At 66.4% G+C, this 23,137-nt stretch carries 22 protein-coding genes and 1 pseudogene; 12 read left to right on the forward strand and 11 right to left on the reverse strand.

Annotation, left to right across the window (positions count from 1 at the left end):
* Window positions 1-55: 55 nt before the first annotated feature.
* The 9 genes and pseudogenes from ACE2AC_RS11420 to coxB form a co-directional block, all read right to left on the reverse strand.
* Window positions 56-640 (reverse strand): GNAT family N-acetyltransferase, encoded by a 585-nt coding sequence (locus tag ACE2AC_RS11420; protein WP_375687171.1) that lies wholly within the window; start codon window positions 638-640, stop codon window positions 56-58.
* Window positions 640-1,848 (reverse strand): M16 family metallopeptidase, encoded by a 1,209-nt coding sequence (locus tag ACE2AC_RS11425; RefSeq protein ID WP_375692097.1) that lies wholly within the window; start codon window positions 1,846-1,848, stop codon window positions 640-642. The genes ACE2AC_RS11420 and ACE2AC_RS11425 overlap by 1 nt, the downstream gene beginning before the upstream one ends.
* A gap of 50 nt (window positions 1,849-1,898) precedes the next feature.
* Window positions 1,899-3,287, reverse strand: coding sequence for a threonine synthase (thrC, locus tag ACE2AC_RS11430; protein WP_375687173.1), 1,389 nt, complete (start codon window positions 3,285-3,287; stop codon window positions 1,899-1,901).
* A complete protein-coding gene (locus tag ACE2AC_RS11435; RefSeq protein WP_375687175.1) occupies window positions 3,284-3,964 on the reverse strand; it encodes an SURF1 family protein in 681 nt (226 codons plus the stop codon). The genes thrC and ACE2AC_RS11435 overlap by 4 nt, the downstream gene beginning before the upstream one ends.
* An 89-nt stretch (window positions 3,965-4,053) precedes the next feature.
* Window positions 4,054-4,854 (reverse strand): cytochrome c oxidase subunit 3, encoded by an 801-nt coding sequence (locus ACE2AC_RS11440; RefSeq protein ID WP_375687177.1) that lies wholly within the window; start codon window positions 4,852-4,854, stop codon window positions 4,054-4,056.
* A 22-nt stretch (window positions 4,855-4,876) separates the two neighbouring features.
* A complete protein-coding gene (locus tag ACE2AC_RS11445) occupies window positions 4,877-5,467 on the reverse strand; it encodes a cytochrome c oxidase assembly protein (RefSeq protein ID WP_375687179.1) in 591 nt (196 codons plus the stop codon).
* Window positions 5,464-5,634, reverse strand: a complete 171-nt coding sequence (locus ACE2AC_RS11450; RefSeq protein ID WP_375687181.1) for a hypothetical protein — start codon at window positions 5,632-5,634, stop codon at window positions 5,464-5,466. Before ACE2AC_RS11450 ends, ACE2AC_RS11445 begins: the two co-directional genes overlap by 4 nt.
* Window positions 5,634-6,571, reverse strand: a pseudogene (gene cyoE, locus ACE2AC_RS11455) (heme o synthase). Before cyoE ends, ACE2AC_RS11450 begins: the two are co-directional and overlap by 1 nt.
* Before the next feature lie 49 nt (window positions 6,572-6,620).
* Window positions 6,621-7,529: a cytochrome c oxidase subunit II gene (gene coxB, locus ACE2AC_RS11460; RefSeq protein WP_375687183.1), complete on the reverse strand. Its 909-nt coding sequence runs from the start codon at window positions 7,527-7,529 to the stop codon at window positions 6,621-6,623.
* Between the two features lie 177 nt (window positions 7,530-7,706).
* Here coxB and tldD point away from each other — a divergent pair, with 177 nt between their 5' ends.
* On the forward strand, window positions 7,707-9,128 hold the full coding sequence (tldD, locus tag ACE2AC_RS11465) for a metalloprotease TldD (RefSeq protein WP_375687185.1): 1,422 nt from the start codon (window positions 7,707-7,709) through the stop codon (window positions 9,126-9,128).
* 290 nt (window positions 9,129-9,418) lie between these two features.
* On the opposite strand, the gene ACE2AC_RS11470 is transcribed toward tldD, so the two are convergent.
* On the reverse strand, window positions 9,419-10,048 hold the full coding sequence (locus ACE2AC_RS11470) for a TetR/AcrR family transcriptional regulator (RefSeq protein ID WP_375687187.1): 630 nt from the start codon (window positions 10,046-10,048) through the stop codon (window positions 9,419-9,421).
* A gap of 194 nt (window positions 10,049-10,242) precedes the next feature.
* On the opposite strand from ACE2AC_RS11470, the gene dprA reads away from it, so the two are divergent.
* From dprA to ACE2AC_RS11495, 5 genes are all read left to right on the forward strand, one after another.
* Window positions 10,243-11,388: a DNA-processing protein DprA gene (gene dprA, locus ACE2AC_RS11475; protein WP_375687189.1), complete on the forward strand. Its 1,146-nt coding sequence runs from the start codon at window positions 10,243-10,245 to the stop codon at window positions 11,386-11,388.
* A 277-nt stretch (window positions 11,389-11,665) separates the two neighbouring features.
* Window positions 11,666-14,248, forward strand: a complete 2,583-nt coding sequence (gene topA / locus ACE2AC_RS11480) for a type I DNA topoisomerase (RefSeq protein WP_375687191.1) — start codon at window positions 11,666-11,668, stop codon at window positions 14,246-14,248.
* A gap of 128 nt (window positions 14,249-14,376) precedes the next feature.
* Complete coding sequence (locus ACE2AC_RS11485) at window positions 14,377-14,955, forward strand: L,D-transpeptidase (RefSeq protein WP_375687193.1); 579 nt, start codon at window positions 14,377-14,379, stop codon at window positions 14,953-14,955.
* An 85-nt stretch (window positions 14,956-15,040) separates the two neighbouring features.
* Window positions 15,041-15,745 (forward strand): CoA transferase subunit A, encoded by a 705-nt coding sequence (locus ACE2AC_RS11490; RefSeq protein ID WP_375687194.1) that lies wholly within the window; start codon window positions 15,041-15,043, stop codon window positions 15,743-15,745.
* On the forward strand, window positions 15,745-16,371 hold the full coding sequence (locus tag ACE2AC_RS11495; RefSeq protein ID WP_375687196.1) for a 3-oxoacid CoA-transferase subunit B: 627 nt from the start codon (window positions 15,745-15,747) through the stop codon (window positions 16,369-16,371). The genes ACE2AC_RS11490 and ACE2AC_RS11495 overlap by 1 nt, the downstream gene beginning before the upstream one ends.
* Window positions 16,372-16,499: 128 nt before the next feature.
* Here ACE2AC_RS11495 and ACE2AC_RS11500 read toward each other — a convergent pair whose 3' ends face one another.
* Entirely contained in the window at window positions 16,500-17,327 is an 828-nt protein-coding gene (locus ACE2AC_RS11500; protein ID WP_375687198.1) for a lytic transglycosylase domain-containing protein, read from the reverse strand.
* A gap of 374 nt (window positions 17,328-17,701) precedes the next feature.
* Between ACE2AC_RS11500 and ACE2AC_RS11505 the strand changes: the two genes are divergently transcribed.
* From ACE2AC_RS11505 to ACE2AC_RS11530, 6 genes are all read left to right on the forward strand, one after another.
* Window positions 17,702-17,893 (forward strand): Flp family type IVb pilin, encoded by a 192-nt coding sequence (locus tag ACE2AC_RS11505; RefSeq protein ID WP_375687199.1) that lies wholly within the window; start codon window positions 17,702-17,704, stop codon window positions 17,891-17,893.
* Window positions 17,894-18,070: 177 nt separating this feature from the next.
* Window positions 18,071-18,235: a hypothetical protein gene (locus ACE2AC_RS11510; RefSeq protein ID WP_375687201.1), complete on the forward strand. Its 165-nt coding sequence runs from the start codon at window positions 18,071-18,073 to the stop codon at window positions 18,233-18,235.
* Window positions 18,236-18,419: 184 nt separating this feature from the next.
* Window positions 18,420-19,271, forward strand: coding sequence for a Flp pilus assembly protein CpaB (gene cpaB, locus ACE2AC_RS11515; protein ID WP_375687203.1), 852 nt, complete (start codon window positions 18,420-18,422; stop codon window positions 19,269-19,271).
* Window positions 19,272-19,504: 233 nt separating this feature from the next.
* Window positions 19,505-20,938 (forward strand): type II and III secretion system protein family protein, encoded by a 1,434-nt coding sequence (locus ACE2AC_RS11520; RefSeq protein WP_375687205.1) that lies wholly within the window; start codon window positions 19,505-19,507, stop codon window positions 20,936-20,938.
* Window positions 20,939-20,948: 10 nt separating this feature from the next.
* A complete protein-coding gene (locus ACE2AC_RS11525) occupies window positions 20,949-21,614 on the forward strand; it encodes an OmpA family protein (protein WP_375692098.1) in 666 nt (221 codons plus the stop codon).
* A 268-nt stretch (window positions 21,615-21,882) separates the two neighbouring features.
* The gene (locus ACE2AC_RS11530; RefSeq protein WP_375687207.1) at window positions 21,883-23,133 is read left to right on the forward strand and encodes a CpaE family protein; all 1,251 of its coding nucleotides are present in this window, start codon (window positions 21,883-21,885) and stop codon (window positions 23,131-23,133) included.
* Window positions 23,134-23,137: the final 4 nt, after the last annotated feature.

The raw sequence follows: 23,137 nt of genomic DNA on the forward strand, positions 1-23,137 counted from the left end.
ACCCTACGCGGGCCTTTGCGGCCTCTTGTTCGGCGCTGTGCGCGTAGCCCCCGCCCTACCCGACGTCGGTCTTGCCCCGGCGATCCATCCGTAGGGCGGCATAGAGGACATGTGTCCGCCAGCGCCCGCCGATCTGGAGGTAGCTCTGCGCCACCCCTTCGTACTTGAACCCGCAGCTTTCCAGCAGGGCGCGTGACGGCGCGTTCTCGGGCAGGCAGGCGGCCTCGATCCGGCTGAGGTCGAGGCGGTGGAAGGCATGGTGCACGACGGCGGTGATCGCCTCGCGCATGTAGCCGCGGCGCGAATAACGTTCGCCGATCCAGTAGCCGAGCGTGCCCGCCTGTGCCGGACCGCGGCGGATGTTGTCGAGCGTAATGGCCCCCAGCAGCGCGTCATCTTCGCGCCGGATCAGGAAAAGCGGCAGCGCCGTGCCACCGCCGACCGACCGCTGCGCCCAGTAGACGCGGTTGGTGAAGGCCTTGCGGCCCAGGTGGTCGCTGGCCCAGGCCGGCTCCCACGGGGTGAGGAATTCTTGGCTCTCGCGACGCAGGTCGGACCAGGCGCGCCAGTCGGCGTGCACGGGCGGGCGCAGCGTCAGGCGCTCGGTCTCGATCCGAACCCGACGACGCACCCGGAGCATCAGGCGGCGCGCCTTTCCTGCAATGCCTCCAGCCCCGGCGCGTCCCCGGCCGGGCCGTAGAGCGCGAGGGCCGCCGGTGCCTTGACCGCCATAGTTTCCGCAAATGCACGGATGTCGGCCACGGTGACGGCGTCGATCTTCTGCACGACCTCGTCGAGCTCCGGCACCCGGCCCCAGATCTGCAGCATCCGGGCCTGCCGTTCTGCGCGGCTGGACGGGCCTTCCAGCCCCATCAGCATACCGGCCTTCATCTGGGCGCGGGCACGGGCGATCTCTTCCTCGGACATGTCCTCGGCCGCGCGCTTCATCTCGTCCACGGTGATCTCGGCCAGGGCCTTGAGCTGGTCGCCGCTCGTGCCGGCGTAGATCGTCGTCATGCCGGTGTCGGCATAGGCGCCAGCCTGGGCAAAGATCGTGTAGCAGAGGCCGCGTTTCTCGCGGATTTCCTGGAACAGGCGCGAGGACATGCCGCCGCCAAGCGCGGTGGCATAGATCTGGGCCGTGTAGGCGTCCGGGCTGCGGTAGTCGGGGCTTTCGAAGGCCAGCGCGAAATGCGCCTGCTCCAACGCCTTGATGTGCCGCACCTCGCCGCCGCGGAAAAGCGCCGGGCTCGCCACGTCCTGACCCTGCGGGGTCATGTCGCCGAACAGCACCTCGGCCAGCTTGACGATGGCGTCGTGGTCGACCGCACCGGTGGCCGACAGGATCATCTGCTCCGGCCCGTAGTGCTGGCTCACGAACTCGGCCAGGTCCTGGCGGGCAAAGCCCTTCACCCGCTCGGCCGGGCCCAGGATCGTGCGCCCCAGCGGCTGGTCGGGATAGGCCTTTTCCTGCAGCCAGTCGAAGATCACGTCATCCGGCGTGTCGAGCGCCTGGCCGATCTCGCTGAGGATCACGCCGCGCTCGACCTCGATCTCGGCTTCTTCGAAGGTCGGGTTGCGCAGGATGTCCGCGATCACGTCCATCGCCAGCGCCACGTCGTCCTTGAGCACGCGGGCGTAATAGGCGGTCACCTCGCGCGAGGTGTAGGCGTTGATGTAGCCGCCCACGTCCTCGATCTCCTCGGCGATGCGCAGGGCAGAGCGGGTCTTGGTGCCCTTGAACGCCATGTGTTCGAGGAAATGCGCGATGCCGTTCTGCGCCTCGGTCTCGTTCCGGCCGCCGGCGGACACCCAGATGCCGACGGCTGCGGATTGCAGGCCGGGCATCTCTTCGGTCACGATGCGGAAGCCGTTGGAAAGCGTATGGTACTGGGTCGTCAAGTGGTGCGCCGTTCTCGTATCAGGGATTGCAGGGCGGCAAGGTCGTTCTCGGCCTCGGTCACCCGTTCCGGCCGGTCATACAGGTTCGCCATGAACGGGGGAAGCCCCGGGCGTTCCCCGGTGGCCTTCTCGACCGCGTCGGGGAACTTGGCCGGGTGCGCCGTCGCCAGCGTGATCATCGGGACGGCAGGATCGCGCAACTCGTCCGCCACCTTCACGCCGACAGCGGAATGCGGGCAAAGCACCTCGCCCGTGACCTCGGCGATGTGGTTGATCGTGGCGATGGTGTCCTCTTCGCTGGCCATGCCGCTGACGTAGTCCTCGCGCAGCGCCTCGAGCGCGCCCTGGCTGACCTTGAAGCCGCCGGACTTCAGCTCTTCCATAAGCTGCGCCACCGCGTCGCCGTCGCGCCCGTAGGCATCGAAGAGCGCGCGCTCGAAGTTGGAGCTGACCTGGATGTCCATCGACGGGCTGATCGAGGGCTTCACCTTGTCCGTGCGGTATTCGCCGGTGGTCAGGCAGCGATGCAGGATGTCGTTCTGGTTGGTCGCAATCACCAGCCGGTCGACGGGCAGGCCCATCCGCTTGGCGATGGTGCCCGCGAAGATGTCGCCGAAGTTGCCCGTGGGCACGGTGAAGCTGACCTTGCGCTCGGGCGCGCCCAGGCTGACGGCCGAGGTGAAGTAGTAGACGACCTGCGCCAGCACCCGCGCCCAGTTGATCGAGTTCACGCCTGCCAGCCCGACCTCGTCGCGGAAGTCGTGGTCGTTGAACATGTCCTTGAGCCGCGCCTGGCAGTCGTCGAAATGGCCGTTCATCGCGATGGCATGCACGTTCGGCGCGTCCGGCGTGGTCATCTGGCGGCGCTGGACCTCGGACACCCGGCCGTTCGGGAAGAGGATGAACACATCGACGTTGTCGAGCCCGGCAAACGCCTCGATCGCGGCCGAGCCGGTGTCGCCCGAGGTTGCGCCGACGATGGTGACGCGCTTGCCCGACCGCGCGAGCGAGGCCTGGAACAGCTGGCCAATCAGCTGCATGGCGAAGTCCTTGAAGGCCAGCGTCGGGCCGTGGAACAGCTCCATCAGGAAGTGGTTGCTGTCGAGCTGCTTCAGCGGGGCGCGGGCCACGTGTTCGAAGCCCTCGTAGGCCCGGCCGATGATCGAGCGGAATTCCTTGTCGTCGAAGGCGTCGCCGATGAAGGGCTTCATAACGCGGAAGGCGGTGTCCTCGTAGCTGAGCCCGCCAAGCGCCGCGATGTCCGCGGGCGCGAGGGCCGGCACCTCTTCGGGCACGTAGAGGCCGCCGTCGCGCGCCAGCCCGGTCAGCATCGCCTCTTCGAAACTCAGCGCAGGCGCCTGCCCGCGGGTCGAGATGTATTTCACGCCGTGTCCCCTTCCGGTTTCCGCCTGCGATAGACCAGAAACACGGTCATCGCCAGCCAGATCGCCGCCAGCGAGAACCATGTGATCGCGTATTCGCGGTGATCGTTCGGAATTCCCTCGGTCCCGACCGGCCAGGGTGTCACGCCCGGCAGATCGCCGCCGTCGCGGCGCACGATCATCACCGGCTCGGTCTTCATCACCTCGGCCATGGCGGGCACGTCCCGCGCGAACCAGAGTCCGGTAGCGAGGTCGGGATCGGGGGTGAAGCCGTCCACCTCATCGGGCCAGTGCAGGTTGCCGGTGACGGTGATTGCGCCGTCGGGCATTTCCGGCACGGCGGAGCCCTGCGGCAGGAACCCAAGGTCAAGAAGCACGCGCCGCCCGTCGGTTTCGAACGGGACAACGAGGCGGTGCCCCGCGCCGACTTCCTTGCGGCTGGTCAGGACCTCGAACAGGCCCTCGCCGATCTCCCCTGTGGCGGTGACGGGGAGGTACTTGTCCGTCTCCGTGTCCGGCACGACCGGGAGCGGCATAGGATCGGCGACGATCCGGGCCTCGATCTCGGACAGCACGCTTTGCTTCCATTGCAGCCGCTGCACCTGCCAGGTCCCGAGCCAGACCAGGATGGCGACACCGCCCAGGCCGATCACCACGATCATGAAGAGATTGCGGAACATGCCGCCTCCGTCGAAAGGGAAAGGGCGCGAAGTGGTTTCCCCGCGCCCTTGGAATTGTCTGGCGTGGGCGGGGCCTACCCCGCCGCGGCTCAGCTGCCCCAGATGTAGATCACGGCAAAGAGGAACAGCCACACCACATCGACGAAGTGCCAGTACCAGGCCGCCATCTCGAACCCGGTGTGGTTTTCCGGGGTGAAGTGGCCAGCGTAAGTCCGCATCAGGCAGACGAAGAGGAAGATCGTCCCGATCAGCACGTGCGCGCCGTGGAAGCCGGTCGCCATGAAGAAGGTGGCGCCGTAGATGTTGCCCGAGAAGCTGAAGGCGGCGTGGCTGTATTCCAGCGCCTGGAAGAACGTGAACAGCGCGCCGAGCAGGATCGCGATGATCAGGCCCTGCTTCATGTCCTTGCGGTTGTTCTCGTGCACCAGCGCGTGGTGCGCCCAGGTGCAGGCCGCGCCCGAGCAGAGCAGGATCAGCGTGTTGATCAGCGGCAGGTGCCAGGGATCGAAGGTCTCGATACCGACCGGCGGCCAGACGCCGTCCACCGCCGGGCTTTCCGGGCCCATCGGGTAAAGCGCGTGCTTGAAGAAGGTCCAGAACCACGCCACGAAGAACATGATCTCGGACATGATGAAGAGGATGAAGCCGTACTTCAGGCCCAGCCGCACGACCGGGGTGTGGTCGCCGGCATTGTTCTCGACGATCGTCTCGGCCCACCACGTGAACATCACGTAGGCGGTCATCGCAAAGCCGATCAGGAACAGCCAGGGCCCGCTGTCGTGCATCCAGATCACCGCCCCGAAGAGCATGACGAAGGCCGCGACCGCACCGAGGAACGGTTGGATCGACGGGGTCAGGATATGGTAGTCGTGGTTCTTTTCGTGCGCCATGTCGGTCCCTCGTTGGAGCCTCTTAGTTCAGTCCGTTTTTATCGCCCTCGGCCGTGTCCGTCACCGGTGCGGCGGCGAGATCTTCGGATTCGGGCAGGTCGGTTTCGTAGAATGTATAGGACAGCACAATGCGCTGTATGTACTTCGCATCGCGATCCTCGACCATCTCGGGGTCGACGTAGAAGGTCACCGGCATCTCGACCCGCTCACCCGGTTGCAGGACCTGCTGGGTAAAGCAGAAGCAGTCGATCTTGGTAAAGTAGTAGCCCGCGTCATAGGGGGCGACGTTGTAGCTGGCCGTGCCCGCGATGACGCGGTCGGTGGGGTTGTAGGCCTCGTAGAACGCGATCCCGGTCTCGCCGATCCGGATCTCGACCTCGCGCTGCATCGGCTTGAACTGCCAGGGCATGCCCGGGTCGGTGTTGGCGTCGAAGCGGACCTTGATCGTCTTGTCGAGGATCGTGTCGCTGCCGGCCTCGGCGGTCTGGGTCACGCCGCCAAAGCCGGTGACCCGGCAGAACCAGTTGTAGAACGGCACCGACGCCCAGGCCAGCGCGCCCATGGTCACCACGGTGCCGAGTGTGAGGACCAGCGTCTTGGTGGTGCCCTTCATTGCGACACCTCCGAGGTGGCCGACGGCATGGTGGCCGGGTCGAGGTTGGTGACCTTGACCACGGTCAGCCCGAAGACCAGCGCCACGAAGGCGGCCAGCACCAGGCCCAGGGCCTTGTTGCGGCCCCAGCGGCGCTTGTGCAGTTCATGTTCCTCGCGGAAGTACATCACCACCCTCCCAGCCCCCAGGGCTTCAGCAGTGCCTCGGCCAGGATCGCACCGAAGTGCAGGAAGAGATAGAGCAGCGAGAGCGCAAAGAAACGCTTCTCGACCTTGTACTGGTCGGCCTCGGCCTGTGCCTCGTCCCGGCGCAGGATGTCCCACGCGCCCTTGATGAAGAGCAGGTTCAGCACCACGGCCACCGCAAGGTAGAGCGGCCCGCCGATCGAGGTGAAGCCGATGCCGATGGCGACGGCGGCCAGCAGCAGGGTGTAGGCAAAGACGTGGCGACGGGTCGACCTGCGGCCGTGGGTCACGGTCAGCATCGGGACACCGGCGTCGTCGTAGTCGGACTTCATGAAGAGCGCGAGCGCCCAGAAGTGCGGCGGCGTCCACATGAAGGTCAGCGCGAACATCAACACCGCCTCGACCGAGATCGAGCCCGTGGCCGCGGCCCAGCCGATCATCGGGGGAAGGCGCCCGCGGCACCGCCGATCACGATGTTCTGCGGCGTCCAGCGCTTCAGCCACATGGTGTAGACGACGGCGTAGAAGAAGATGGTGAAGGCCAGCAGCCCGGCGGCAAGCCAGTTCGTCGCCAGCCCGAGCATGATGACCGACAGGCCCGACATCGACAGGCCCAGAACCAGCGCATCCTCGCGGGTGACCTTGCCGGCCGGGATCGGGCGGTTGCGGGTCCGCTTCATCACCGCGTCGATGTCGCTGTCGTACCACATGTTCAGCGCGCCCGAGGCGCCGCCGCCCAGGGCGATGAAGAGGACCGCGCAGAAGGCGATGAAGGGATGCACCTGCCCCGGCGCCGCCAGCAGGCCGACCGCCGCGGTGAACACCACCAGCGACATGACACGCGGCTTCAGCAGGGCGACGAAATCGCCGAACTGTGCTTCACCGTCCTGGGCTTGCGTATTGATGCTTGCGTCGGTCATCTCGGGGCCTTCAGGGCCCGCGCCGGTCCGCCGGCGCAGGCGTTTGGGATCAGTTGGTCAGGCTTGCCTGGACCTGCTCGACCGGGACGTATTCGCCGGCTTCCTGCACGGCGGCCAGCCAAGCCTCGTAGGTCGCCTCGGGCACGACACGGACAGTGATCGGCATGTAGGCGTGGTCCTTGCCGCAAAGTTCGGAGCACTGGCCGAAGAAGGTGCCTTCGACGGTCGGTTCGAACCAGAGCTGGGCGATGCGGCCCGGCACGGCGTCCTGTTTCACGCCGAAGGCCGGCACGGTCCAGGAGTGGATCACGTCGGAACCGGTCACGTCCATCACGATGACCTTGCCGACGGGCAGCACCAGCGGCTTGTCCACGGCCAGCAGGAATTCGTCCGGCTCGAAGCCCGCGGCCTGGAGTTTTGCGTCCATCGCGGCCGAGCGGACGTAGGGCTGCGCACCTGCGGCTTCGTCCTCGCTCGTCATCGTGGCGGGCTGGCCCAGCATGTAGCTGTCAAAGGCCACGTCCTCGGCATCGGTGTATTCGTAGCCCCAGTACCACTGGTAGCCGGTGACCTTCACGTAGACGTCGCCCTCGGGGATGCGCTGCTGCTTGAACAGCACCGGCAGCGAGAACGAGCCGATGAAGACCAGGATCACGATCGGCACGATCGTCCAGGCCACCTCGACCGGGGTGTTGTGGGTGAACGACGCGGCGGTCGGGTTCGCCCGCTTGTTGTAGCGCACGATCACGATGGCCAGCAGCGCGCAGACGAAGATCACGATGACCGTGATGATGATCAGCAGCATGTGGTCGAGCCAGTGGATGTCCGACGCCAGTTCGGTGGCGGCCACCTGGAACCCGGTTCCGCCCGGATGCGGCTTGCCGACGGCGCCGTCCTGCGCGGCCACGGGCGCCGCGCTAGCGGCCAGGAGGGCGAAGAGGCTGAGAATACGTCGCATTATGCACCCTGATGGTTGAGTGTTCGGCCACGGACCGGGCCGGAAGGACCCTCGCCGCGTTGTTTGTCGCCGCTTAAAACCATATTCTTGTCTGCACCACAATAATCGCGCTTGCGGCAAACGGACGCTTTTTTGATCCAAATCAACCCCGCGCGCCCCTCAGCAGAGGCAGATCCCATGTCCGAGACCCCTTTCCGGCCCTTTGAAACCTACCTCGACGAGGCGCAGGCGCTGGCCCATCTCCGCGCTGCGGTGGCCGGGGCGGACGACGGGGAACTGTTCCTCGAACGCCGCAGGTCCGAGGTGCTGGTGTTCGACGACGGCCGGGTCAAGACGGCGAGCTACGACGCATCAGAGGGATTCGGCCTGCGCGCGGTTCGCGGCGAGGTGGCCGGGTACGCCCACGCGACCGAGATCAGCGAAAGCGCCCTGAAGCGCGCAGTCGAGACGGCGCGCCTGGCGGTCGGTGACGGCGGCGGCACCATGGCCCCTCCGCCCCGCGCCACCAACCGCAAGCTCTATGCCGAGATCGACCCGATCGCCGGCGCCGCCTTCCCGGTCAAGATCGAGACCCTGCGCGAGATCGACGCCTTCGCCCGTGACCTCGACCCGCGGGTGGTCCAGGTCTCGGCCACCATCATGGCATCCTGCCAGGAGGTCGAGATCCTGCGCCCCGAGGGCCAGCTGGTCCGCGACGTGCGCCCGATGACGCGGGTCAATGTCTCGGTCATCGTCGAACAGGGCGGGCGGCGCGAATCCGGTTCCGCCGGCGGCGGCGGGCGCGTCGGCCTCGACGGTCTGATCGACCCGGCCGACTGGCAGGCAAAGGCGCGAGAGGCACTGCGCATCGCGCTGGTGAACCTCGACGCCGAACCGGCGCCCGCGGGGATCATGGACGTCGTCCTCGGCCCCGGCTGGCCCGGCATCCTGCTGCACGAGGCGGTCGGTCACGGGCTGGAAGGGGACTTCAACCGCAAGAAGACCTCGGCCTTCGCCGGGCTGATGGGCCAGCGAGTCGCCGCCCCCGGCGTCACCGTTCTGGACGACGGGACCATCCCGGACCGCCGCGGATCGATCACCGTGGACGACGAGGGCACGCCCTCGGCCAAGAACGTCCTTATCGAGGACGGGATCCTCGTCGGCTACATGCAGGACCGGCAGAACGCCCGCCTGATGGGGGTTGAGCCGACGGGGAACGGGCGGCGGGAAAGCTATGCCCATGCCCCGATGCCCCGGATGACCAACACCTACATGCTGGGCGGCGACGCCACCCGCGAGGAGGTGGTGGGCGAACTGAAGGACGGCATCTATGCCGTCGGCTTCGGTGGCGGCCAGGTCGACATCACCAACGGCAAGTTCGTGTTCTCCTGCACCGAGGCGTACCGGGTGAAGAACGGTGTCGTCGGCGCCCCGGTCAAGGGTGCGACCCTGATCGGCGACGGCGCCACCGCGCTGCAGAAGATCCGCGCCCTCGGCAACGACATGGCGCTCGACCCCGGGATGGGGAACTGCGGCAAGGCGGGGCAATGGGTGCCGGTCGGCGTGGGCCAGCCCACGGTGCTGATCGGCGGCCTGACGGTCGGCGGTTCGGCCGCCTGAGACGAAAATCGGCGGGGCCATCGCACGCCCCGCCGAACTGGATCTTGCTATGAAAAATTGCTTGGGGAAGCAGGTAGGTCATTGAATGCCGACCAGCCTCGCCACCGCGCACGGCCCTGTCAAAGACGCCGTGACCGGTTTTTCGTTTTGCAAGCACCGCGAGATTGACCTTACGGCAGGAAAGCAGCCTGCCGGCGCTGGGGCTCAGGCAATGCGGGGTGGATGCACGGGGTCGCGCGGCCCGTCGCAGGACAACTTGTCGAAATGAAAAACGGCGCAGGGCCGGGGATTTAATCCCATACGCGAAGGCCTTTCGCGGCACTCTCGCCCTCGTTGCAGTAGGATCGAATCAGCCGGTCCATGGCGGCCCGCGACACCCTTCGGTGCTCGGGATCGAAGCCGACCGCCGACACCATCTTCCAGTGACCGTACATCAGGCAGACGAAAAGCCACGACAGCTCGTCCGCCGCCTGCTTGTCGAGCGCGGGGTACTGGACCGAGAACTCGTGCCCCAGCACCTGCCCGATCAGCCTGTACTGGTCGGAAAGGCGGGCCCGGATCGCGGGCGAACCGGCCGAGAGCGAGAACATCGCGTCGTAGACCCGGTCATCCCGCGGCTTCTGCCGACCGTCGAGCAGGTCGAAGTAGAAGTCGAGAAAGGCGTCCACCCGCGCCGGCCCGTCGAGCTGCCCGGCGGTCGAGATAAGCGCGTCGCGGTAGATCTCGGCCATCATGTCGCAGATGTCGAGCATCAGCGCCTCGTGGTCGGGATAGTGGTACCGGACCAGCTGCCGCGACACGCCGGCGGACTCGGCGATGGCGTCATAGGACAGGTGTGGCAGGCCCCGTGCCTGCAGCGCGTCGAAGGCGCCCTGGAGAATCTGCTGCCGGCGGTCAGGACCGGGACTGGACGTATTCATGCTGCAAACGGTGTCTGAAATGACTGAACGATGGGCCAAGCATGGGCAAAAGCGCCCGGGGCATCAAGGCTTGCGTCGGCACCGGCCGAAGTGTTGACTGGCCAGCAGTGGCGTTAGGAGGTCATTAACCAAGTGATTCATTCTTGGTTAACCCCCTGCCTTTACAAGTGAGTTTGCAAGCAGGCGGAGTCACGATGGCCGAGGATTATCATCCTTCCACTCACCCCCCACTCCCACCCACCACGGAAGATGGTCGGTTGTCGTGGCTTCGCCTCTTGCGCTCCCGACGTGTCGGGATCGCGACATTCTACAGACTGCTCACGGAACACGGCTCGGCCGAACAGGCGCTGTCGGCCCTGCCGGGAATTGCCGCCGAGGCGGGGGTGACCAATTACGCCCCCTGCCCGGCGGAGACGGCGCGGGCCGAAATGCGGGCCGCTGCCGCACTGGGCGCGCGGATGGTCTGCCTCGGGGACCGGCACTATCCGCGCGACCTTCTTGACCTGGACGACCCGCCGCCGATCCTGTGGATCCTGGGCGAAGTCTCGGTGCTGTACCGCCCGCGGATCGCCGTGGTCGGCGCACGCAATGCCTCGTCGCTCGGCACCCGGATGGCCCGGGCGCTGGCGGCCGACCTCGCTTCGGCCGGCTATGTCATCGTCTCGGGCCTGGCCCGCGGGATCGACGCCGCGGCGCATGCCGCCGTGCTCGACCAGGGCACCATCGCGGTGATGGCTGGCGGCGTCGACATGCTCTACCCCGCCGAAAACGCGGGCCTCGCCGACGCGCTGGTCGCGCAGGGCCTGCGCCTGTCGGAACAACCCGTCGGCCTGCAGCCGCAGGCCCGTCATTTCCCCCGCCGCAACCGGCTGATTTCGGGCCTCGCCCGGGCCGTCGTGGTGATCGAGGCTGCCGGACGCTCCGGCAGCCTCATTACCGCGCGCACCGCGCTCGACCAGGGGCGCGAGGTGCTGGCGGTACCCGGCCACCCGATGGACGGGCGCAGCGCAGGCTGCAACATGCTGATCCGCGACGGCGCCAGGCTGGTGCGCAACGCGCAGGACGTGATCGAAGCGCTTTCGCCGATCGAGGCCGCTAAGGTCCTTGCGGCCGAGGTGCCCGCCGCCCCCGCCGAACACCGCAGCCTTGCCGAAACCGCCATGCTGCATGATGCGATCCTCGATCGGCTGGGCCCGACCCCGCTGGCCGAGGACCAGCTGATCCGCGACCTCGGCGGCCAGGCCAAGGTCGTGTCGCCCGCGCTGGTCGACCTCGAACTTGCCGGCCAGATCGAACGCCAGGCCGGTGGCCTGCTGGCCCGCCGCATGCCCCAGGCCTGAGGGTCCTTCTGCCGCTCCGGCATCGCCGCGCCCTGTCACCAGCCGCGCCTGTCGCTGCGTCACGACACACGTTCCGGGCAAGCCACGATACCACCCTTCGAAGACCCGCGGTCGCCAGGCAATCGCCGACACATCCCGCGCGAACCGGGCGATGCCGCAATCCGCGGCGCTGCAGCGTGACTTCGCCGCGCCCGTCGCCTCCCCGCATTGACAATGCCCCGGCAAACACCACATGGTCCGCCGCCAACGCGCCGTCCCAGAGCTGAAAGGATGCCGAATGCCCGTTGTCGTGGTGGAATCCCCGGCCAAAGCCAAGACAATCAACAAATATCTGGGTCCGGACTACACCGTCCTGGCGTCCTACGGGCATGTCCGCGACCTGCCGCCGAAGGACGGATCGGTCGATCCCGAGCAGGATTTCGACATGAAATGGGAAATCGCAACCGATTCCCGGAAGCATGTGAAAGCCATCGCCGACGCGCTCAAGGATGACAACGCGCTGATCCTCGCCACCGACCCCGACCGCGAGGGAGAGGCGATCTCCTGGCACCTTGAAGAGGCGCTGCGCAACCGGAAGGCGATCAAGAAGGACACGCCCGTCAGCCGCGTGGTGTTCAACGCGATCACCAAGACGGCGGTGACCGAGGCGATGAAGAACCCGCGCCAGGTCGATGCACCGCTGGTCGAGGCCTACCTGGCCCGCCGCGCGCTCGACTACCTCGTGGGGTTCAACCTCTCGCCGGTGCTCTGGCGCAAGCTGCCCGGCGCGAAATCCGCCGGCCGGGTGCAATCCGTCTGCCTCCGCCTGATCGTCGAGCGCGAGATGGAGATCGAGGCGTTCCGCGCCCGGGAATACTGGTCGGTCAAGGCCGTGCTCTCCACCCCCCGCGGGCAGGAGTACGAGGCACGCCTGACCGTCCTCGCCGGCAAGAAGCTCGAACGCTACGATATCGAGAACGCGACGCAGGCCGACCTCGCCGTACAAGCGATCACGTCGCGCGACCTGACCGTGAAGTCGGTCGAGGCCAAGCCGACCTCGCGCAACCCCTCGCCGCCGTTCATGACCTCGACCCTCCAGCAGGAGGCCAGCCGCAAGTTCGGCATGGGCGCGCGCCAGACGATGAGCGCGGCGCAACGCCTCTACGAGGCCGGGCACATCACCTACATGCGGACCGACGGCATCGACATGGCGCCCGAGGCCGTGCAGGCCGCGCGCGACGCGATCGCCGATCGCTACGGCGCCAAGTACGTGCCCGACAGCCCGCGCACCTACAAGAACAAGGCCAAGAACGCGCAGGAAGCGCACGAATGCATCCGGCCCACCGAGATGTCCAAGGATGTCGAGGCGCTCAAAATCGCCGATGCCGACCAGCGCAAGCTCTATGACCTGATCTGGAAACGGACGCTGGCCTGCCAGATGGCCGGCGCGCGCCTCGAACGGACCACCGTCGACGTCGGCAGCGCCGATGGCCAGGTCGAGATGCGGGCGACCGGTCAGGTTGTGCTCTTCGACGGCTTCATGCGGGTCTACGAAGAGGGCCGCGACGACCAGGTGGTCGACGATGACGACAAGCGCCTGCCCCAGATCATGGAGGGCGAGGCGGCCAAGAAGGGCGCCATCACGCCCGAGCAGCATTTCACCCAGCCGCCGCCGCGCTACACCGAGGCGACGCTGGTCAAGCGGATGGAAGAGCTCGGCATCGGCCGGCCCTCGACCTATGCCTCGATCGTCACGACGATCCAGGACCGCGGCTATGTCACCAAGGACAAGAACCGCCTGATACCCGAGGACAAGGGCCGGCTGGTGACGGCCTTCCTGACCAACTACTTCCGCCGCTACGTCGAATACGACTTCACCGCTGAGCTCGAAGAAGAGCTTGACGATGTCTCGGCCGGCGACCGCGACTACAAGGACGTGCTGGGCCGGTTCTGGCGCGACTTCTCGGCCGCGATCGCCGAGACGTCGGAGCTGCGGATCACCGACGTGCTGGAGAAGATCAACGAGGTTCTCGAGCCGCACCTCTTCCCGCCGACCGAGGACGGCAGCGACCCGCGCCTCTGCCCGAACTGCGGCAACGGCCGTCTGTCGATGCGCACCGCACGCTCGGGCGGGGCCTTCATCGGCTGCTCGAACTATCCCGAATGCCGATACACCCGCCCCTTCGGCCCGCCCGATGCCGAGGCCGAGGCCAGCGCCATCCCGCCCGAGGGCAAGCTCCTGGGCGAGGATGCGGGCGACGAGATCCGCGTCTTCAAGGGTCGGTTCGGCCCCTACGTGCAACGCGGCCCGGTGACCGAAGAGAACAAGAAGCCGCCGCGCCAGTCGGTTCCCAAGGACTGGGAGCCCGAGGACCTGACGCTCGAACAGGCCGTGCGCCTGCTGACCCTGCCGCGCCTGATCGGCACCCACCCCGAGGACGGGGTCAACGTCTGGGCCAACATCGGGCGCTACGGCCCCTACCTGAAGCACGCCGATACGACCTCGGACCGGGGCGGCACCAACGCCAACCTCGAGGGCATCGACGAGGTCTTTACCGTCGGCATGAACCGCGCGGTGCAGCTGCTGGCCGAAAAGGTGGCCAGCCGGGGCGGTCGCGGCAAGGCCGCCAAGCCGATCCGCGAGCTGGGCGAACACCCCGAGGCCGGCGGCCCGGTGGCGATCTACGATGGCAAGTACGGGCCCTACGTGAAGTGGGACAAGCTGAACGCCACGATCCCCGACACGGTCGAAGTCGATGCCGTGACCATGGACCAGGCCGTCGAATGGATCGCCGAGAAGGCGGCGAAGAAGGGCAAGAAGGCCCCGGCCAAGAAAAAGACCGCCGCCAAGAAGCCCGCTGCCAAGAAAAAGGCGGGCTGATCCTCCGGGGCGGGCCTGCACACCCGCCCCTGCGCCACACCTGCACCGCCTTACGAACACGTGATTGGCCCTGCCGCGCCCGGCAGGCCAGTTTCCGGGCACAGGCATTTTCAGACCGGAGCCCGAGCATGGCAGACATTCCCCGCCGCCTTTTCCTTGCCGCCAGCGGTGCCACCCTGTTCGCGCCCGCGATCCTGCGCGCCGCCGAAACCCCGCCGGCCGAGATCCGCGACCGCCCCGAAGGCGCGCGGCGCAACATCTCGTCCTTCCAGCGGCAGGACTGGCATGACCATTTCGACAGCCTTGGCGCCGCAGCCATCGTGGCCGACACGACCTCGCGGGCGCTGCATTTCTGGTCGGGCGACGGCAGTGACTACCGGATCTACCCGACCTCGGTCCCGATGACGGACGAGCTGACCAAGCGGGGCTACACCCAGGTGGTGCGCAAGAAGGTGGGGCCGGACTGGACGCCCACCCCCTCGATGGTCGAACGCAACCCCGAGCTGAAGTACATGCCGCCGGGCCCCGACAACCCGCTGGGCACCCACGCGATGTACCTGTCCTGGCCCGCCTACCTGATCCACGGCACCCACGACACGCGCAAGATCGGGCGCCGGTCGTCGGACGGCTGCATCGGGCTCTACAATTTCGCCATCGAAGAGCTTTTTGCCATCACGCCGGTCGGTGCGCAGGTCCGGATCATCTGATCAATTTCCGCGCTGCGGCATTTCGTTGACTCTGCAGGGGCGGAGCGGCAAGACAGGGGAAATCTCAAGGAGGGAGGTTCCCCACATGAAGAAAGTCTACGGCTCCGCCGCCGAGGCGCTGGACGGCCTGCTGTTCGACGGCATGCTGATCGCCGCCGGCGGCTTCGGCCTCTGCGGCATCCCGGAACTGCTGATCGCGGCGATTCGCGATGCCGGCACCAAGGACCTAACGGTCGCGTCCAACAACGCGGGTGTCGACGATTTCGGGCTGGGGGTCCTGCTGCAGACCAAGCAGGTCAAGAAGATGATGTCGTCCTACGTGGGCGAGAACAAGGAGTTCATGCGCCAGTACCTCGGCGGTGAGCTCGAGCTCGAGTTCAACCCGCAGGGCACCCTGGCCGAGCGCATGCGCGCGGGCGGCTGCGGCATCCCGGGCTTCTACACCAAGACCGGCGTCGGCACCCAGATCGCCGAGGGCAAGGAAGTGAAGTCCTTCGACGGCGAGGATTACATCCTCGAACGCGGGATCTTTGCCGACCTGTCGATCGTGAAGGCCTGGAAGGCGGATGAAACCGGCAACCTCGTGTTCCGCAAGACCGCGCGCAACTTCAACCCGCCGGCCGCGATGTGCGGCAAGGTCTGCGTTGTCGAGGTAGAGGAGATCGTGCCGACCGGGTCGATCGACCCGGATCACATCCACCTCCCCGGTGTCTACGTGCACCGCCTGATCCAGGGCGAACACGAGAAACGCATCGAACAGCGCACCGTCCGCAGCAAGGAGTCCGCATAATGCCCTGGGACCGCAACCAGATGGCCGCCCGCGCGGCCGAGGAACTCGAAGACGGGATGTACGTGAACCTCGGGATCGGCATCCCGACGCTTGTCGCCAACTATGTCGGCGACAAGGACATCACGCTGCAGTCGGAAAACGGCATGCTCGGCATGGGCCCCTTCCCCTTCGAGGGTGACGAGGATCCCGACCTGATCAACGCCGGCAAGCAGACGATCACCGAACTGCCCCGCACCGCCTATTTCGACAGCGCGACCTCGTTCGGGATGATCCGGGGCGGCAAGATCGCCGCGGCGATCCTCGGCGCGATGGAAGTGGCCGAGAACGGCGACCTCGCGAACTGGATGATCCCCGGCAAGCTGGTCAAGGGCATGGGCGGCGCGATGGACCTCGTCGCCGGTGTCGGCAAAGTCATCGTGGTGATGGACCACGCCAACAAGGCCGGTGAATCGAAGGTGCTCAAGGCCTGCACCCTGCCGCTGACCGGAAAGGGCGTGGTCGACCGCATCATCACCAACCTCGGCGTGCTCGACGTGGTCGAGGGCGGCCTGAGGATCGTGGAATGCGCCGACGGCGTGACCGAGCAGGAGCTGCGCGACGCCACCGAGGCCACCATCGTCGCCTGATCCCGTAGCCGGTACGAGATCGAAACGCCGCCCCACCCGGGCGGCGTTTTCCGTTGTCCGTCTTCGTTCCCGGAATACTCAAGCCGAGGCGGCGCAACGCGCAGCCGCGTGCGGCCCGCGTTCCTCTCTCAGCTCGGGAAGGCGAAGACGCAGCCGTCCGACACCAGCTCGGGCCGGGTCAGGCAGAGACTGCGCGCGACCTCGAAGGCGGCCAGCACCTTGGGGACGTAGTCGCGGGTCTCGGCGTAGGGCGGCACGCCGCCGTTGTTCTCGATGGAGTTCTCGCCGGCGTTGTAGCCCGCTAGGACGAGGATCGGGTCGCCGCGGAACTTCTCCATCAGGAAATCCAGGAAGGCGACGCCGCCGCGGATGTTCTGGCCGGCGTTCATGCTGTCGGTGACGCCGAAGCGCGCGGCAGTGGCCGGCATCAGCTGCATCAGCCCTTGCGCGCCCGCGCGCGACACCGCGTTGGTCCGGCCCGCGCTTTCCACCGCGATCACCGCCAGCACCAGGGCCGGAGAGACGCGGGTGCCCGCCGTGGTCATCAGGATGTCGGACTTGTGGGCCTGGGCGATGCCGATCATCGTGTCGAGCCGCGGCGCAGGCACGCCTGTCCCCGGCGGCTGCGCCGAAAGGTGCGCGATCGCGGGCATCAACCGCCCCGGCCCGGTGGCCGCCAGCTGCGGCGACACGCCTTCCCAGAACCACGCATACCGGCCCAGCCCCGCGCCCGCGTCGGGCGCGTCGGCGGGCGGTTCGGCCCGGGGGGATTTCTTGGGCAGGGGTTTCAGCCCGTCGCCGGGCTTGATCTGCACGGTGATCCGGCGGCCGGTCCCGGCCGCGGGCGGCTTGACCCGCTTGAAGGTGAAATCAGCACCCTGCGCAGTCCCCTCGCCCGCGGCGGGGGACGCCACGGCCAGCGCAAGCGCCAGCAGCCATGCCGTCCGTGCTTTCATCTCGATTCGCCTGCCTCGGTCCCGCGGGAGTTTCCCCTGCTGGTTGACGTAGAGTATCCCAGATCGCCGGCGCCACTTCCACAAACGCGGACAATCCATCCGAGAGACGGGCATTTTAGCCACAACCGCAACCCAACCAAGCGGGCGAGAGTAAAATGAAACAGGTACTTACAATGTGAAAACAAATACTTAACGGATTTGGCGCCCGGGAAAGCCCTGGCGAACAATTTTGATCGAAAGGCGCCAAAATGCTGCCCCATTCAAACGGATATATTTGCCACGTACCGCTCTGGTGTCGTCCGGAAGTTGAGAGAGACGGATGTCGTTGGCCACTGCGGAACACTGAAACCAAGTGATCCTTTGGAGGGACTAACATGATCAAGTTCATCAAGAACTTCCGTAAAGACGAAGACGGCGCCGTCACGGTTGACTGGGTCGTGCTGACCGCAGCAGTCGTCGGCCTCTGCGCCGCGGCCTATTCCTCGATCCAGTCCGGCGCGACCGACCTGACCGCTGACGTCCAGACCTACATGGGCACGCTGGATCCGGGCAGCTCGGGCACCTGATAAGGGCCAAACGGCTGACAGTTATCGGGCCGCGCCTCGTCCAACGGGGCGCGGCCTTTTCGATCCGGCAAACGATACGCCACCGTCCGGATCGATGACACGGGTTCTCTGGCCAGCAGCGCTTGCACGCGCATCCACCGGCCAGCCCCCTCAAGCTTGAGGACCACCATGCACTTCATGACGACATTCCTGCGCGACGAAAAAGGCGCAGTCACCGTCGACTGGGTGGTGCTCACTGCCCTTGTCATAGCGCTCTGGGCGATCGTCTTTCAGATGATGTCGACCAGCGCCCAGGACCTTTCGGACAAAACCGCGTCATACATGTCTGAGATGGTCTCCTGATCTAGGGCCGAGCAGCCCAGCAAGCACAGCACGCCGTCCGCCTCACCGCGGGCGGCGTCGACATTACAGCACCGCGAACTGTCCCTTCTTTGGACACAATTTCCTGCGACACCATGGGCAGGTTACTCCCCCAGGGGCCGGGCAGAATGACGGCCCCCGCAACAATGAGAACATGAGGTAAGACATGCGCTCGCTTTTCGGACTTGTCCTTCTTGTCGGCATCGGCCTCGCCGGGTTCGCCGTCTACATGGTCAAGGGCTACATGCAGACCTACGAGCAGCAGCTCGCCATGGAACGCGCCCAGCGTCCCGAACCGGTGCCGACCGTCGAGGTCTATGTCGCCGACCGCGCCCTGCGCTACGGCCAGCCGCTGCGCGCCGAGGACGTCCGCAAGATCAAGTGGCCCAAGGAAGCGCTGCCGGAAGGCGTGTTCACCGACACGGCCGTGCTGTTCCCCGAGAACGGGCCGGAACGCTTCATCCTCCGCTCGATGGAGAAGAACGAGGCCATCATGGCCCTCAAGATCACCGAGCCGGGTGAGCCCGCGGGCCTGACCAACCGGCTGGAGAAGGGCATGCGCGCCTTTGCCATCCGCGTCGACGTGACCTCGGGCGTGTCGGGCTTCCTGCGCCCCGGTGACCGGGTCGACGTCTACTGGACCGGCCGCAACGGCAGCCGCCAGAACGGCGACGTGACCAAGCTGATCGAGGCCGGCATCCAGCTGATCGCGATCGACCAGTCCTCCTCTGCCGACGAGGCGCAGGCAACCATCGCCCGCACCGTCACCGTGTCCGTCAACCCGCAGCAGGTCGCGGCCCTCGCCCAGGCCCAATCGTCCGGGCGGCTGTCGCTGTCGCTTGTCGGCGCCGAGGACGACACCGTCGCCGAGGCGATCGAGATCGACCAGAACACCCTGCTCGGCATCGAAGCGCCCGAGCCCCAGGAAGTGGTCCGCCAGGAAGAGGCGCGGACCTGCTCGATCCGCACGCGCCGCGGCTCCGAAGTGGTGATGATCCCGATCCCCTGCACCGACTGAAGGGGCAGGATCCCAAGGTTCCCCCGGATGAAGGGCGGCCCGAAGTGGCCGCCCTTTGTCGTATTTCAAGCGAGTTCCGCCGCGCGATTCCCGTATCTGTTGCGCCATATCCACATAAGGAAAGCCGCATAAACCTCTGTTCATTGCAAAAAATGTCGACCTGCCGCAGGATGCCTTTCAAAGGTGGGCGCAAAATGACCCACGGTTGAGGCGTGATCGGAAAGGCAGGTCACATGAAAAACGAAAGCTTCGTGAAGGCGGCCCTCATCGGGCTGTCTCTGGCTGTCGGGACGGTTGCGCCCTGCGCCGCACTTGCCGAGCAGGTGCGGGTCGTGGACGGCGGGACTTCCTCCAATGTGAACGTGGCAATGAACCGCGCTGTCGTCGTCGAAAGCGACACGCCCTTTGCCGAGCTCTCGATTGCCAACCCCCAGATTGCCGACATCTCGTCGCTCAGCGACCGGTCGATCTATGTCCTGGGCAAGTCGCCGGGGATTACAACGCTGACCCTGCTCGACCAGAATGGGCAACTGATCACCAACGTCGACGTGGTCGTCGCCGCGGACGTGGCCGAGTTCAAGGAACGGCTGGAGCAAATCCTGCCGGGCGAAAAGATCGAGGTCCGCACCGCCAACGACGGCATCGTCCTGTCGGGCACCGCATCGTCTTCGCAGAAATTGCAGCGCGCGCTCGACCTTGCCGAACGTTACGCGCCCGAACGGGTGTCGAACCTGATGTCGGTCGGCGGCGTCCAGCAGGTCATGCTCAAAGTGCGCTTCGCCGAGATGGAGCGCAACGTCTCCAAGTCGCTCTCCTCCTCGCTGGGGATCAGCGGCAGCGGCTTTGGCGGCGACCTCGGGATCAACGGCGGCAGCGGCCGCGGCTCGAACTCGGGCGACCAGGGCAATATCCTGACCGGCGTCCTGCCGTCGACCAACGAGAACAACGGCGCGATCATGTTCGGCTTTGACGTCGGCGCGGTCGAGGTCGGCATGATGCTCGAGGCGCTTGAGACCAAGGGCCTTGTCCGCACGCTGGCCGAACCGAACCTCACCGCCCTGTCGGGGCAGGAGGCCAAGTTCCTCGCCGGTGGCGAATACCCGGTTCCGGTCGCCCAGGACGGCGGCACGGTGACGGTCGAATTCAAACCCTTCGGCGTCGAGATGAACTTCATCCCGCGCGTGGTGGACGACAACATCATCAACCTCGAGCTGTCGGCGGCGGTCTCCTCGATCGACCCGAACAACGGCTTCAGCCTGAACGCGATCCAGATCGACGCCTTCACCAAGCGGATGACGGAAACCACCGTCGAGCTGCGCGATGGCCAGAGCTTCGCGATCGCGGGCCTGCTGCAGGACGACTTCCGCAGCAACAACGGCCAGATCCCCTGGCTTGGCGACATCCCGGTGCTAGGCGCGCTGTTCCGCAGCGCCGAGTACCAGCGGTCGCAGTCCGAGCTGGTGATCATCATCACCGCGCATCTTGTGCAACCGACCCGCGGCGAGGCGCTCGCCCTGCCGACCGATCGGGTCAAACCCCCGTCGGAGCGTGATCTTTTCCTCTTCGGGAACGTCGCCAACGACGCCGGGAACAAGCGGCTCAAGGGCGCGGCCGGCGAAGTGGCGCGGCAAGATTTCAGCGGGTCCTACGGCTACGTGATGGAGTGATCAGATGACCATGCGGCGGCACATCAAGGGGCTTATCTCCGCGACATCCCTGCTGGCCCTCATGGCCTGCGCGGAAGAGTATAACAGCTGGCACCAGGAAGCGGGCAAGGCGGCCACAAGCGGCGGCTTCGGCAACGCGACCATGAACAACACGCTGGTCCAGAACGGCACCCATCCCTACGTGATCGGGCTGAACAACCGGTTCTCGGAAGAGGTGCCCGACACGGTCACCTTCGCCTTCGATTCGGCCGTGCTGGGCCCCGCGGCCCAGGCCAAGGTCCGCGAACAGGCGGCCTGGATCCGGCAGTTCCCCGAGGTGCGTTTCCAGGTCTTCGGCCACACCGACCTGGTCGGTTCGCCCGAGTACAACAAGCAGCTTGGCCTGCGCCGCGCCAACGCGGTGGTCAACTACCTGGTCGCTAACGGCGTGAACCGCGCCCGGCTCAAGGCCGTCGTCTCGTTCGGCGAGACGCAGCCCATCGTCGTGACCCAGGGCCGCGAGCGGCGCAACCGCCGGACCGTGACCGAGGTTTCGGGCTTCGTCGAGACCGATCCGCTGCTGCTGGACGGCAAGTACGCCGAAATCATCTACCGCGGCTACGTCGCCAGCGCCCAGTCCCAGAGCACCCTGACCGGGGTCAACGCGACCGCGTCGGGCATCGGCGGCTCGGACTGACAAGGGACCGATTCCGGGCCGATCGAGGCCCGGAATCACGCCTCTTCCGAGGCGGAAACAACGGGGCGAAAACGGCCGTCAGTGTCGCTTAAAACCCAACAAATTCGGAAATTTGGCCCCATTTCCGCCTAACTTGACTGACATCTTCCCATGAGAAACGCCATGCCCGCCGTCCGGGCATGTGGATCGATCAGAGGCCGCTGCACCCTTGAGCAGTGGGCTGTTGCGGTCTCCGATCCACCGGCGTGCATGAGAAGGTACTTGAGGCATGACATCGAACGCAGAAATGCAGCCGGAAACGAGCCCGCTCATCGCGTGCACCATCCGGCGCGAACCGGACGGGTTCGACCTTCTGATCGAGGACATGGAAGACGCCCTTGGCGAACAATGGGGCGATCTGGGGTTCAGCGAAGCCCTGATGTTCTTCAATCAGCCCGAGGCAGAGACGCTTGAATTCGTCTCGATGGCCATCGACGCCGAAGACGAGAAGAACCTGGCCCTGCTGGGCGAGGTGATCGCCCAGGCGCGGACCCACGGGATCAAGGTCATCCTGATCGCCGAGGACGTAAGCCCCTCGGCCCTGCACCAGCTGCTGCGCCAGGGCGCGGACGAATTCGTGCCCTACCCCCTCCCCGAGGGCGAGCTGGCGGCCGCGATCGAACGTATCCAGGCCCCCGAGCCCCAGCCCGAATACGACGACACCCCGGTCAAGAAGCGCGCCAAGGGCGACCGCCACGGCGCGGTGCTGGTGACCCACGGCCTCGCCGGCGGCGTCGGCGCGACGACCATGGCCGTCAACCTGGCGTGGGAGCTCGTGAACGTGACCAAGAAGGGCGAAACGCCGCCCCGGGTCTGCGTGCTCGACTTCGACCTGCAGTTCGGCACCGTCGCGACCTATCTCGACCTGCCTCGCCGCGAAGCGGTCTACGAGCTGCTCTCCGACACCGAGGTGATGGACGACGACGCCTTCATGCAGGCGCTGCTGCCCTTCGAGGACAAGATGCACGTCCTGACCTCTCCGGGCGAGATGCTGCCGCTCGACTTCGTCAGCGCCGAGGACATCACCCGCATCATCGACATGGCCCGGTCGCACTTCGACTTTGTCGTCGTCGACATGCCCAAGACGCTCGTGAACTGGACCGAGACGGTGCTGAGCGCCGCGCAGGTCTACTTCGCGGTGATGGAGCTCGACATGCGCTCGGCCCAGAACTGCCAGCGCCTGAAACGCGCGCTGCAGGCCGAGGAGCTGCCGGTCGAAAAACTGCGCTACGCGCTGAACCGCGCGCCGACCGGCTTTGACCTGAACGGCAAGCAGCGGGTCAAGCGCCTGGGCGAAAGCCTCGGGATCTCGATTGAGCTGCAGCTTCCGGACGGCGGCAAGCAGATCTCGCAGGCCGGTGACCACGGCGTGCCTCTGGCCAAGACCGCGGGCAAGAACGCCCTGCGCAAGGAAATCGCGAAACTCGCCCGGTCGATCTATGAGCTCGGCGTCGAGGCGGATCAGGAAGCCGTGGGCTGACACC

It is taken from the genome of Pseudooceanicola sp. LIPI14-2-Ac024, from assembly GCF_042188925.1.
Classification (GTDB): domain Bacteria; phylum Pseudomonadota; class Alphaproteobacteria; order Rhodobacterales; family Rhodobacteraceae; genus Pseudooceanicola.